General features: G+C 70.0%; 11 protein-coding genes and 1 pseudogene. 5 read left to right on the top strand and 7 right to left on the bottom strand.

Translation table 11 applies throughout. The features are described 5' to 3' along the window. Positions 1 to 207 precede the first annotated feature (207 nt). Positions 208 to 711: a hypothetical protein gene (locus ABT296_RS33495; RefSeq protein ID WP_351933028.1), complete on the bottom strand. Its 504-nt coding sequence runs from the start codon at positions 709 to 711 to the stop codon at positions 208 to 210. Positions 712 to 906: 195 nt separating this feature from the next. Here ABT296_RS33495 and ABT296_RS33500 point away from each other — a divergent pair, with 195 nt between their 5' ends. Further along, a complete protein-coding gene (locus tag ABT296_RS33500; RefSeq protein ID WP_351933030.1) occupies positions 907 to 1,386 on the top strand; it encodes a hypothetical protein in 480 nt (159 codons plus the stop codon). Positions 1,387 to 1,513: 127 nt separating this feature from the next. Next, positions 1,514 to 1,759 (top strand): hypothetical protein, encoded by a 246-nt coding sequence (locus ABT296_RS33505; protein WP_351933032.1) that lies wholly within the window; start codon positions 1,514 to 1,516, stop codon positions 1,757 to 1,759. Between the two features lie 58 nt (positions 1,760 to 1,817). On the opposite strand, the pseudogene ABT296_RS33510 reads toward ABT296_RS33505, so the two are convergent. Together ABT296_RS33510 and ABT296_RS33515 are read right to left on the bottom strand one after the other, a co-directional pair. Beyond that, positions 1,818 to 1,949, bottom strand: a pseudogene (locus tag ABT296_RS33510) (4-hydroxy-2-oxovalerate aldolase family protein); the annotation flags it as partial. Positions 1,950 to 2,062: 113 nt separating this feature from the next. Continuing rightward, complete coding sequence (locus tag ABT296_RS33515; protein WP_351933034.1) at positions 2,063 to 3,070, bottom strand: saccharopine dehydrogenase family protein; 1,008 nt, start codon at positions 3,068 to 3,070, stop codon at positions 2,063 to 2,065. Positions 3,071 to 3,151: 81 nt separating this feature from the next. On the opposite strand from ABT296_RS33515, the gene ABT296_RS33520 reads away from it, so the two are divergent. Further along, positions 3,152 to 3,769: a TetR/AcrR family transcriptional regulator gene (locus tag ABT296_RS33520; protein WP_351933036.1), complete on the top strand. Its 618-nt coding sequence runs from the start codon at positions 3,152 to 3,154 to the stop codon at positions 3,767 to 3,769. Positions 3,770 to 3,901: 132 nt separating this feature from the next. On the opposite strand, the gene ABT296_RS33525 is transcribed toward ABT296_RS33520, so the two are convergent. The 4 genes from ABT296_RS33525 to ABT296_RS33540 form a co-directional block, all read right to left on the bottom strand. After that, positions 3,902 to 4,246, bottom strand: coding sequence for an alpha-amylase inhibitor (locus ABT296_RS33525; protein WP_351933038.1), 345 nt, complete (start codon positions 4,244 to 4,246; stop codon positions 3,902 to 3,904). A gap of 177 nt (positions 4,247 to 4,423) precedes the next feature. Next, positions 4,424 to 5,464: a hypothetical protein gene (locus tag ABT296_RS33530; protein ID WP_351933040.1), complete on the bottom strand. Its 1,041-nt coding sequence runs from the start codon at positions 5,462 to 5,464 to the stop codon at positions 4,424 to 4,426. A 29-nt stretch (positions 5,465 to 5,493) separates the two neighbouring features. Next, on the bottom strand, positions 5,494 to 7,446 hold the full coding sequence (locus tag ABT296_RS33535) for a DNA/RNA non-specific endonuclease (protein ID WP_351933042.1): 1,953 nt from the start codon (positions 7,444 to 7,446) through the stop codon (positions 5,494 to 5,496). A 141-nt stretch (positions 7,447 to 7,587) separates the two neighbouring features. After that, complete coding sequence (locus ABT296_RS33540; RefSeq protein WP_351933044.1) at positions 7,588 to 10,962, bottom strand: ALF repeat-containing protein; 3,375 nt, start codon at positions 10,960 to 10,962, stop codon at positions 7,588 to 7,590. Positions 10,963 to 11,519: 557 nt separating this feature from the next. On the opposite strand from ABT296_RS33540, the gene ABT296_RS33545 reads away from it, so the two are divergent. Next, positions 11,520 to 12,047: a hypothetical protein gene (locus tag ABT296_RS33545; RefSeq protein WP_351933046.1), complete on the top strand. Its 528-nt coding sequence runs from the start codon at positions 11,520 to 11,522 to the stop codon at positions 12,045 to 12,047. Between the two features lie 83 nt (positions 12,048 to 12,130). Beyond that, on the top strand, positions 12,131 to 12,382 hold a 252-nt coding region (locus ABT296_RS33550), incomplete at its 3' end, for a trypsin-like serine protease (protein WP_351933048.1).

Genomic DNA, 12,382 nt, shown 5'->3' on the forward strand with positions numbered 1-12,382 from the left:
TCACAGCGCCAACAGGGCCCCTCGTACTGCTCGGTCCGGTTCGCACCTCCGAACTGCCGCGAGGCCCCGTCCTCTTCCGCACTCTCACCCGGTCAGGTTCCTGTTTGACCAGCCGGGCCCGCCGACCGAGAAGCATGCGGACCGCCGCTGCCGCCGGGCACGGGTGAGGCGTCGCACCGACAGACGCGTGTTACCCCCTGCGACGGCCTACCACCAAGGGCTGCAGGTGTCGGTGCTTTCCCCGGGGCCGTACAGGACCGCGCACACCTGGAATGCCCGGCTCGACGAGCTGCTGGTCGGATAGGCCGGGGTCGTGATCCTGGTACCGGCCGACTTCACCTCGAACGGGCCGCACACGATCGTCGACCGGTGGTTGTCGTTGGTGACGTTCATCCAGACGAGGGCCCCGGCACCGGGGCCCCAATTGCCGGCTCCTCCGGTGCTCAGCACACCCCACCCCGCCTGCCTGCCACCGACGTTGCCGGCCTGCATCGCCCACGAGGCGACCGCGTGGGGACTGCTGATCACCAGCGCACCCGCACCGGCCACACCCTGACCGCTGAGACTGTCGGGGATGTCGGTGAAGCCGTTGGCGCCCCCTGTGCAGTCGGACGCCGCTGCCTGAGCCACACCCGAAGAGCCCGCCAAAAGCCCCGCCCCGAGCATGAACGCGGCCGCTCCCACGCTGAAGATCCGCCGGACACTGCGCATGTCTTCTCCTCCGTCGAAAAGCTCACGGCTCCCGCAGGACAGCCCTCGTGCCGCCCGTCGGAACCCTCGTCATGCCCCTACGACGGGTCGGGACGACTCCCCGTATGAGCACGAGAGCACGAGGGCGGACATCGGTGCCCGGGAACGCGCACAATGAGGGCAACACAAGGAGGGCGCATAGATCCCGAAGAGCCGATGTACCGGTTCCGCCGCGATGTCACACGGTCGGCGGAAACCGCGAGCCTGCTGTACGTGACAGGAGTGAACCTTCTGGGCCAGGCCGCCGGCGTGGCGAGCTGGTGGATCCGCAAGGGCATCGCCGACCACGTCGAGGTACTCCACGAGCAACGCCTGGTGCTCGCCATCTCGCGCTTGGACGTCCAGGTCCTCGACGATCCGTGCGAGCCGGACATCTACGAGGTCCGAACCGTCGATCACCAGCAGGCCTTGGTACACCTCGATCATGCGGCCCAGTTGCGGGACGCGTTGATCCTCGCCGACCAACAGCTGTCGTCCCGATCCACGCCGACCGCGGTCGAGATCCGCAGAGGCCGGACCACCGTCGCGCACCTCACCCAGGCGGACCGGGGCCGGCTGACCGTCAAACCCCCGCCGCCACCTCGCGGCCGCAGGCGGACGGAGGGCGCCGACGCTGCGCCGGCAGCTCCTCCGTGACCGTCGCCGGGCCCGCCCACGGGGCAGGCGCGGGTGATGTCCCTGCTGTGTGGTGGGATGGCCGGACACTGCCGTTGACCGCTGGGAGACCATCGTGGCGTCCTCGTACTCGTCCCTGACTCATGCCTTGGCCGAGGCTCTGGCCGATGTCCTGTGGTTCATCGACGGCACCGAGGACGACCAGATGGACCAGGACGACGCGGTCAAGGTGACGGAGGGCGTCGCCCATGTGATCAGTACGCTGCCTCACGACCAGCGCCGGGAACTGATCCAGCTCGTCGAAGCGATGGCAGCCGCTGAGCCCGACCCTGCTCGTCGCGCGTTCCTCGAGGAGTTCCCGGAGAACTTCGGGCTGACCGACGACGAGTCCTGAACAGTCTCCGCCGGAAGAGAACGGCACGGCGCGGTGCCGGGCACCGTGCCGTGCGCGTTCACGCGGGTGTACCGACCGCTGACAGGGCGAGCGCGATGTCCGTGATCATGTCTTCCTGGCCGCCCACCAGCCCGCGTCGGCCCACTTCGACGAGGATGTCGCGCGTGTCGACGCCGTAGCGCCGGGACGCGCCGCCGTCCCGGGCCCACACCGAACGGGGAACCCAGGCCGGCAGCCCGTGGCCCTTCGCGCTGCGCCGTGCCCAGCGATGCGTACCGCACCAGGCAGCTGCGGCGGGTCAGGTCACTGCTGCGCGTCACCGGTGAAGTGGTGCAGAACGACGCCGTGTTCGGCGAGTTGTTCCGGCAGCCGGTCGAAGGCGGGGAGTTGCTCGACGTGGTGGACACCTGCCGGCAGGGAGTCGGTGAGCAGTTCGCGGGTGACGCGTGCGGCGACCAGAGCGGTGACCCGGCTCTGGGCCCTCCCGGTCAGCGCGTACGACGCACGGCGCTGTCCGCGGTGGGCGTCGGCGCGCAGGGCGAAGCCGTCGTCTCCGAGATGGATGCGGCGGAAGGAGGCGGTCAGGGCCCGCCGTACGACAGGGCTTCGCGCGGCCCGCCGCAGCGCGAAGAGCGTCGCGGTCAGCGGCGCCGAATCCAGGCAGAGCCGGGTTGTCACCTGCCGCACGTCGAGCGTGCGGGCGAGGGTGTGCTGGTCGGAGAAGGGGAACGGGTGCGCGGTCCGCGTGCCGTAGCCGGGCAGAGGCACCCGCAGCGGGGCGGCGGAGGTGGCCCGCGGCAGATTCTCGACCGTCCAGCGGACGGCGTCCGCGCCGTGGGCTTCGCCGGCACCGAGCAGCACGGTGAGGTCGATGCGTTCGGCACCGCCCACCTCCTCATGGGCCCGGCGGGCCAGAAGGTTCGTCAGCCCCGGGGCCACCCCGACACTGAGCACCCCCGTGGAACCGGTGCCGACCGCAACCCCGTGCAAGGCCGCCACCGCGTCGAGGAGTGCCGGGGTCGCCCCCACGTCGACCAGGTCCACGCCGTGCTCGAAGCAGACGCGCGCGACAGCGGCGTCCGGTGGTTCCACGCACATGACGACCACCGCCACGTCGCCCAGCTCCGTCAGTTTCCTACGGAAGCCGTCCGGGTCGGTGACGTCGACCCGCACGCCGCCGAGCCGCTGCGCCCTGGCACCGTCGCGGCCGCCCACCAGCACTCGGTGCGGAAACCACTCCCCGAGCGCCGCTGCCACCGTCGCGCCCACAGCTCCGTAGCCGCCGACGACCAGGACGCGCCCAGATTTCACTGTAGTCATACTCCAGTGAAATACACTGTAGTGTCACTACAGTCAATGTTGAGGGTGGATCTCCCCGCGAAAGGAACGCCGGTGACCGCAGCCCTGACCCGCGCCGAGAAGGCCCGCCGCACCCGGCAGCGGATGCTCGACGCCTCCGCCCGGCTGTTCACGGAGAAGGGCTGGACCGCGACGACCGTCGAGGACATCGCCCGCACCGCCGAAGTCGGCGTGCAGACCGTGTACTTCACCTTCGGCACCAAACGGAAGCTGCTGAAGGAACTGCTGGACACGAGCGTCGCCGGCGACCTCGACCCGCTCTCCACCCTCGAGCGCCCCTGGGCCCGCGAAGTCCTCGACGAACCCGTACCCGCCGCCCAACTCGCCCTCCAGGCGGCCGGCGCCCGCCGCATCCTGGAACGCTCCGCGCCGATCCTGGAGGTCGTACGCGCCGCGACCGCCGACCCGGAGATCGCCGAGCTGTGGCGCACCCACACCGGACAACGCCACACCGTCCAGCTCCGCTTCACCCAGGCACTCGCCGCCAAGGGCTCTCTGCGGCACGGGCACGACAGCGAGTCGGCAGCCGACGTCGCGCTGGTCGTCCTCGGCCCGGAGAGCTACAACCTGCTCGTCACCCACCGAGGTTGGACACCTGACCGCTGGCAGGACTGGGCCGCCGACTCACTGATCCGCCAACTCCTGCCCTGACACACAGCGGCGACTCCATCACCCTCACGAGGGCCGGGCACATAGCAGCCAACGCCCGCCCGGACAGGCGCCGTTGGCGGTGCGACTGTCGACTTGGGCGAGCGTTGGTCCGCAGTCCGCAGTCCGCGAGGCTCAGGCGCCGGAGGCGGTGACGAGGGCGGGGTCGCACGTCCGCAGCGCCGTGACGTAGTTGCCGTCCGTCCCGTAGCCGGGGAAGGTCGCCCAGCCGTCGGCGTCGATGACGCGGCAGGGCACCCACTGACCGTTGGTGTACTCGACCGTGACGGAGACCGTGTCGCCACAACGGTTGTGCACGTCGGTGTAGCGCCAGCTCTGGAAGTACTCCACACACTCCGGTGCCGGCGATCCGGTGACCGCCACGGCGGGCGGGGTGGTGCTGAGGGCCATCAGGAGACCCGCCGCGGCCATGGTGGCGAGGGCGGCGGGACACGAGATGCGCGTCATGTGGTTTGCCATGGCCCGGATTCTCAGGTCACACAGAAGAGGCGTGCAAGTTTCTGCAAACATTTTCAGCCAAGATCTTCCAACGAACACAAAAGAGCAGTTCAACTACTCTTTCAGAGTTTGAAAGTTGTTGCAGATACATATGAGAACGGCCACCAGCTGATCTCCGAGATCGGGCGTCGGGCCTGCTCACTGGATCAGTTCGATGTGTGGATGGTCCGGGGACACGGGGCAGACGTGGAGTTGCAGGTTGTTCCCGTCGGCGATGCCGATCTCGGTGAAGTCGCCGTCCTGGGTGCCCAGGGGTAGCGGCGTCGGGTTCGTCCGCTCCTCCTCGGGGATCCAGCTCTCGTTGCCGGCGTCCCATTCCGAGGAGGCGATGGTCAGGAGCGGGACCTCCTCGGTGCCGCACTCGGGGCAGGGGCGGTCGACGGGGTCGGTGGGGTCCCAGCGGGCCCAGCCGCCGGTCTTCCAGCCGGGGGCGTGGCAGAGGTTGTTCAGGTACAGCTCGCCCGGGTCGCCCGCGTACGTGTCGTACTGGGCGGGGTCGATCGTCTCCCAGCGGCTCATGTCGTCCAGCTGGTCCCGGAGTTCCTTGCCCAGCTCCCTGGGGTTGGGGTACTCGGTGACCTGCTCCGGTGAGAGCAGGCACGGCTCGGGGAGGTAGCAGTCCAGCTGGATGACGGGCGGCTCGGGCGGTGCGGCGAGGACGTCGGTGACGGTGGCGGAGGAGCGCCAGAAGAGGGCTGTCCGGGGGTGGGCCTGTTCCCCGTGGTCGAAGGGGCACCACAGGACCTGGAGGAGGTCCGCGTCGGCCGGGCGCGGGAAGGGGATGTCGCGGGCGTAGAGCTGGGCGACCGGGAGGAGGGGGATCGGTCCGTCGTACCACGGGCGGTTGGCGAGCCGTTCCACGGTCGCCCGCTCCTCGGGGGTCCACCGAGGGGCCTCGGGGTCGAGGCGCAGCCGCTCGGCCGCTGCGACGCGGTCGCGGCGCAGAAGCCGGATGTCGTCCGGGGAGTGGACCACCGGCGCCACGCGGCTGTCGTGCGACTCGTCGCAGTAGGGCCACGGCTCGTCGGCGGGCCACAGGAGCGGTCCGCCGACGGAGCTGTCGTGCACGGTCGGCGACCCGGGGCGCGGGTGCAGCCGGGTCGCCGTGCGCGCCAGCGGGGCCAGTTGAGGGAAGATCGCGGTGATGTCGAACGGCCGCGGTGGGGTGGTGAAACTCATGCCGGCTCCCGTTGGCGTGAACTGAGGGATCAGTTACCGAGGTTGTGCAGTCCAGTGTCCGTGTAGGTGTTGGTGACGTAGACGTTGGGGAACAGGGTCTCGGTCGTCCCGTTCGCCCGTTGGATGTCGGCCTTCATGGTGACGCCCACCGGGATGGTGCTGTTCGCGTTGTTGTAGACGGGTGCCACCTGGTAGAAGACCGCGTCGCCCGCTCCGAGGGACCGAGTGGTGTCGAGGCCCTTGACCAGGTCTTCCGCTATCTTCTCGTACGTCCGCATGCTGGGCGTGCCCGTGTTCATCCCGCTCTGCCAGCAGGGGACGAGGTTGTTGCGGGTGAGTGCGGTCGTACCCATTCCGCCGAGGACCTTCGGGATGAGATGGCACCGGGACAGGCCGTAGGAGAGGCCGTTGTCCTTCTTGAACTTCTCCGCGTCCTTCCAGCCGGTGATGTAGTCGCTGGTTCCGCTGCCCTTGCCGCGGTTCGTCGTCACGCATGCCTGCGCCTGCGCCGGCCGCTGTCCGGCCCCCTCCGCCGGGACGCTCTGGTTGATGAGAGGGACCGCTTCGGTGTAGTTCTTGAACCAGCCGTCGCCGCTGGGAATCGAGTTGATCGGTCCGGAGCCGCTCAGGCAGGGGGCGTGCGGACCGGTGTCCGGCAAGGAGAACGTCAGCTCGAACCGGTCCCCGTCGATCACCCGCTGATCCGCGAAGCCGTCGGCGAGCTGAGTGGCGGCGAACTGCTGCTCGGCGGGGGTGACATGGGCCTGCACGCAGGGTGAGGCCGGGTCCAGTTCGTGGGCGTCGTTCAGGACGTAGGTGTCCCATTCCCCATTGCCGAGGTTGGGGATCACGTTGACGCACTGCGCGCCTGCGGCACCGCCTTCCTTCGCCTCGCCGAAGGGGAAGTCTCCGCAGGAGTCGTTCTCGACGATCTCCGGATCGGCCACGAAGCCGGCGCAGGTGCTGGCCGTGCGGTTGGCCACGCCGCTCGTCGACCGGGTCAGGGGGCTGCCCGTCTTGCCCCAGGCGCCGTTGAGGTTGTTCTGCGCCCACGCGTAGGCGGCCACGGCACCGCCGGCGTCGGAGGCCCCCGCGCTCATCGGTACGACGGGCATGATCGACGGGATGACGCAGCCCGCCGACGAGGTGCCCCCCACCGCGTTGTCACAGCGGATCTTGCGCGGGTTGTCCCACGAGGCGTTGGGGTCGATGGGCGTGGCGCCCGGGGAGGTCACGTACAGCTTGTACGAGGTGAGGAACTCCGCAACGCCGCCCGCCGCGGGGGACGAGGAGAACTTGACGTCGCCGGAGAGGGTCTTGCCGAGGACCAGGCCGCTTTCGTACCAGGGCGCGGTCGTCGTCGCCCTGCAGCCGGTTGCGCAGGAGGCGCGGAACTTGGCGTCGAGGGCGGTGACCGCGTTCTGCGCGGAGGTCATCGTCACGGTGACGTGCTCGCTCCACGTCGTCCCGCTCGCGGGCAGGGTCGCACTGGTGGTGATCGCCAGGGTGCCGCGCCCGAGTTCCCCGCCGTTGCCGTCGCGCAGGATGTAGAGGACGTTCACCCCCGTCACGCAGTAGCTGAAGCGCTCGTAGGAGTAGTTGCCGGGTGCGGTGATGGAGCAGCTGCCGGAGTCAGCGGCGGCGCGGCTCTGCGGCTGCGCCGTGGTGCGTGCGCTCAGGGCGGGGCTGGTGCTCACACACGCCTCGACGGCGCCCGCCCGGCGCTCCTTCGAGCCCTTCTTCGTGGCCTCGCACTGTTCCTCGGACTGCTTGGGGAAGGCGCTGACCGCGGTGGCAGCGGCCGGAGTGTCGGCCTGGTTCGTCAGGTCCGCCTTCCCCGCCTGCCGCGGCTTGTCGTTCGCGCTCTGCTGTGCGGTTGCCGGAGCCGCCGCGGTGAGTCCGAGCGTCAGCGCGGCAAGGACGGCCAGTACGGTCGACCGCGCCCGTATTCGGGATGCGCCTCGAGGACGTCTGAAGTGCATGTTCGTCAGGTCTCTCTTCCTTGACTCTTTGTCCTGATGGCAGGAGGGAAGGGGGGCACCGGACAGGCGGTGCCCCCTGGGGCGGCGATGGGCGGCCTGCGCGCTCTACCGCGTCAGGGCCGGACGAGAGGGAAGCACTCGTCAGCCGATCAGGTCGTAGAGTTCCCTGGTGATGGCGGAGACCCCGTCCTCGACGACGTCCGCGACCTTGCCCACCACGGGCTTGACGACCGTGCTGGCGGGCTTCGCGAGGGCGCCCAGCCACTTGGACTGGCCGTAGGTGACCAGGCTCAGGCCGGTGCCCGCCGCGGACCACCAGAACTCGCTGCTCGTGAAGCCGTGTTCGATGCCGGTGAAGACGGTGCCGATGGCACTCGCGCCCGCGGAGACACCTGCGAAGAAGCCGGCCGCGGCGAAGGCCGGCGGGAAGACGAAGCCCGCGAGGGTGCAGCCGGCGGCCAGGAGACCGGCGCCGACGCTGACGACGTTGGCCGCGTCGGCGTAGAACTGGGCGTCGTTCCACCACTCGTCGGCGTCCGCGGGGTCGCTGGTGCCGTTGGGGTTGACCTGGTTGTTCCGGTCGTTGGCGGCGGGATCGCGGTTGGCGGCACGATCCTCCTGGGCCTTCTCCTTCGCTGCCGCGGCCTTGGCGGCCAGTTCGGCCCGGTGCTTCTCGGCGGTGATCCGCTTGGCTTCGGTGTACGCGGCGGCGGCCTCCTTGGCGTCCGCCTGCGCGGCGAGCATGGAGGCGCGGGCGGCGTTGGCCGAAGCCTGTGCGCTGGCGGAGGACTTGAGGGCGGCGCGGGCCGAGTCGATCGCCTTGTTCGCGGAGTAGTTGGCGGAGCGGGCCGCGCCGCGGGCGGTCGCGGCGGCCGCCTTCGCCGTGTTGGCGGAGGCCTGGGCGTCGGCGGCCGACTTGTCGGCGGCGTCGGCGTTCGCGCGCGCCTCGTCGGCGTAGCTGTCGGCCTTCTTGGACGCGGCGATCGCCTTGTCCGCCCACTCCTGGGCCTTGGCTGCGTTGTTACGGGCCTCGAAGGCGGCCTGGGTCGCCCGGGCCGCGTTCTCCTGCGCCTTCTCGGCGATCTTCGCGGCCGCGGCGATGGCACCGCGGATCGCGGCGACGTGGGTGGCGGTGTCGTGGTCGAGCTGGGCGGTGCGGAACTGGACCACGAGGATGAAGTTGCGCAGCATCCACGCCGGGCCCTCGAGGGCCACCTCGGCGTACGCCTTGGTGAACGCGCCGCCGGTGGCGATGAGTTGGCCGGCGCGGACCCGGTCGTCCTCCTCCTGCGCCCGCGGGTAGTCGTGGTCGAAGAAGTAGTTGAGGGATTCGGTGGTGTTCGCGTCGAGTGCCTTGTTCGCGGCGTTGGTGACGGCCCTGCCCGCGCCGTCGTTGAGGATCCTGTTGATCGCGACGCGCAGCTCCTCGTCGGAGGCCTTCAGTATGCCGATGGTGAGGAAGTCACCGATGGCCTTGGAACTGGAGCTCTCCAGGGCGAGTTGAGCGGCCTCGGCGATCTTCGGCGCTGCGATCGTCGCCACATGGAGGGCGGTCTCACGGTCGTCCTGGCCCTGGGCGATGGCCCGGTCGAGGTCGATCCAGGCGAAGACGTCGTCGTCGGAGCCGGCCAGGGCGTGCTGGGCGGCCTGCCGGGTCCAGGCGCCCCGGGACTCGATCAGACCGATCGCGGCCTTGCGTCCCAGGGTCGCGGCGAGCGCCATGTCACCCGAGTACAGAGCCTGTTCGGCCCTGGTGGTGAGGTCCTTGATCTCCTGGGTGGTGCGCTCCGCCACAAGCCGCTTGTTGCGGACGTCGGACAGGTCGGTCGCCTCGGCGGAGGCCAGCAACTGGGCTTCCTCGATCGCCTTCTGCTTGTCCTGCTCCAGGGTCTGGGCCTCGGCGGCGCGGGCGTTCTTCTCGACCTCGATGGCGTCGGCGACGGCCTTGGTGGCGACGTTGGCGGCCTTGACGGCCTCGTCGGCGTGTGCGGTCGACTTGTTGGCGTAGTCGATGGCCTGGCCGGCGTACTTCACTGCCTCCTCGGCGGCCGCTGCAGCCTTTTCGGCGTGGGTGGCGGCGGAGTTGGCGGCGTCGCGGGCGGTGCGCGCCGCCTTGGCCGCGGTGCTGGCCAGGGCCTGGGCGGTGGAGGCCGCGTTGCTGGCGCGGTTGGCGGCGCTGGTGGCGATGGCGGCCTGGCGCTTGGCCTCGGCGGCCTCCGCCTGGGCGACACCGGCGGAGGCGGCGGCCTGGGCGGCGGCCGTGGCGGCGGCGGCCGAGTTGCGTGCGGCGGAGGCGGCGGCCGTACCGGCGGACGCGGCCGCGTCGCCGGCGATGGCGGCCTTGTCGGCGGCCGCGGCGGCGCTACGGGCCTTGGACGCCGCGTTCTTGGCGGCGACCGCGGCGTCCTTGGCCTCCTGTGTCTTGCCGGCGTCCTTGGAGGCGGCTATCGCGGCCTTGTAGGCGCGGGAGGCGGCGCTGCCCGCGTTCGAGGCGGCCTGGGCGGCGCCGGTGGCCGCCAGGGAGGCGCGGCGGGATGCGTTCACCGCGGCGTTGGAGGCGTTGATGGCGTTGCGTGCGGCGTCCGCCGCGCCCTTCGCGGCGGACGCCGCCTTGCGGGCCGCCGCGGCTGACTTCTTCACGTCGTTCTGGGCGGCGCTCGCCTCGGCGGCGGCCTTCTCGGCGGCCTCCTTGGCCTTCCCGGCGGCGGTCTCGGCGCGGGCCGAGGCCTCCACGGCCAGGTTGGTCTCCTTCTGGGCGCGCTTGCCCTCGCGCTCGACGAGGGCCACCAGCTCCTCGATGGTCGCGGACTCCTGGTCACGGGCGCGCGCGATGTGCTGGCCGGTCTCGATGAACCACTCCGCGTCGCTCGGGGTGCCCTCGAGCGCACGGCCGGCGTACTTCTGCACCTCCGGGCCGCCGTTGACCAGCATGGCGCTGACCTGGACGCGGGTGTCCTCCAGGCGCGAGTCGTACTGCTTGTCGGTGAGGAAGGCGGTGAGAGCCGAGCCGGTGGCGGTGTCGAGGGCGGTGTTGGCACTGCGCACCACGGCCCTGCCACCGGTGGACGAGACGGTGGTGGTGGCGACCGTGAGGTCTTCGAGGATGGCCGGTCTGAAGCCGTCCTTGAGGAACGCGGCGATCGCGGCGTCGCCGCTCTCCAGGGCGGCGACGGCCTCCCGGCGCAGCCCCTTGCCCGCGCGGTCCAGGCTGCGCACGATCGCGACCCGGTTGTCCTCGACGGTCTGTCTGGGCAGCGTCTCGGCCAGGAAGGTCTGGATGTCGGCGTCCGACCCGTAGAGGGCGTCGGCGGCGGCGGCCTTGACGCCCCTGCCGCCGGTCAGCCACGCCCTGACGACCTTGGCGCGCTCGGTGTCCGGCAGCGGCACCGGTTCGGGTGACGCGCCTTCTGCCGCGGCGGCGCGCGCGGGAAGGAGCGTTAACGGGGTGGAGGCCACGGCGGCGGAGGCGGCGAGTGCGCCGAGCACGCGGCGTCGGCTCCAGAACATGGTCTGCATCAAAGAGTTGTCCTCGTGTGAACTGTTGTCAGGGCATGCCGGATTGCACCGGCAGGGTGGTTTCCGGTGTGCCCCGCAAGAGGGGTCGCCAATGGACGCGAAGTGGCGTGCGGTCGGAGTTCTTTGTAGTGCCGGACCATATCAACTGTCCATACCGAGCAGCTGATTTAAAGGAGTGGAGTTCCGCAACAAGCTTTGTTAATAAGGCGCCTGACGACCCATCAAAAAATTCTTTACATTTCCTTCACAAACTCCGTGCAACCTCAATGAACTGTGATCGAGGTCACGGATGAAGCGCAGAGAATGCCGCGGTATGCACGGTTCTCCGCCCCTCGACCTTGGGTTCGCTTCGTGTTTGCATGATGAACAGGATGATGATCACCGGGGCGGTGCTTCTCACCTTGAGAGGTAAGCGGACTTCTTCCCGCGGGAGTTGGAACGCGCCCGGCAGAGCCCTGCCGATAACGCATTCCCGAGCACCCGAAAATCCGAGACCGGTGACGAAACATCCGCCCGTCAGCGACGAACTTGGGGACACAATGAAGGAATACAGCAGAATGTCCGTTAAGCCGCAGCGAAAGCGGATCGCGCTGCGCGCACTGGGCGCGGCGGCGGTCGGCGCCCTGGCCTGGATCACGGCGACCGCCGGCCTCCCCGGCGGGGAGTCCCAGCGGGCGAACCCCGCCGCACTGGTCGCGGACGAGGCCCCCGGCTACGCGGTGGAGGACTTCAGCTACCCCCTGGCGGACAAGATCCTGGCCGAGAAGAACATCGTCCTCAAGCGCGGCGACGGGCACATCACCCTGGCCGACTGTGTGAGCGGTGCCGGCCTCCTGGAGATCATGGCCCGGGACAAGGCGGACAAGATCTGCTTCAAGGTGGTGGGCGACTCCGGCTGGCTGACCCTGGAGATCCCGGCTGTCTACGCCGTCAAGGGCAACGACTACACGACCGAGGTCGACATGACCGTGGGCGCCGAGGAGAAGTCGTACGACATCAACAAGAACTCCTGGACCCCGGTGGGCGAGGCCGCGGACGAAGAGGGCCGCGATCACCTGCTCGTCGAGATCAGGTCCTCCAAGTAGGCGCAGTCACCACCGACATGCTCACCGCGCCGCGGTCCGGTGCCCACCGGACGCGCTGCCCTCGTACCTAGGAATCCACGCTCATGCGCCTGTCCAGACATCGCCGTCTCTCCGCATTAACCGCAGCCCTTCTCTCGGTCCCCGTCGCCCTGGGTGCCGTGCCGGCCGTGACCGCCCCGGCCGCCGCGCTCAACGGAGCCGACGCGCCCGCGGACCTGAACTACGTCGCGAAGATCACCGTCGGTGAGCAGGCCGCCTGCACCGGCACCCTCGTCGACCCGCAGTGGGTCCTGACCGCGGCCTCCTGCTTCGCCCCGGACGCAAAACCCGCCGCA

It is taken from the genome of Streptomyces sp. NPDC000983 (assembly GCF_040299205.1).
Taxonomy (GTDB): domain Bacteria; phylum Actinomycetota; class Actinomycetes; order Streptomycetales; family Streptomycetaceae; genus Streptomyces.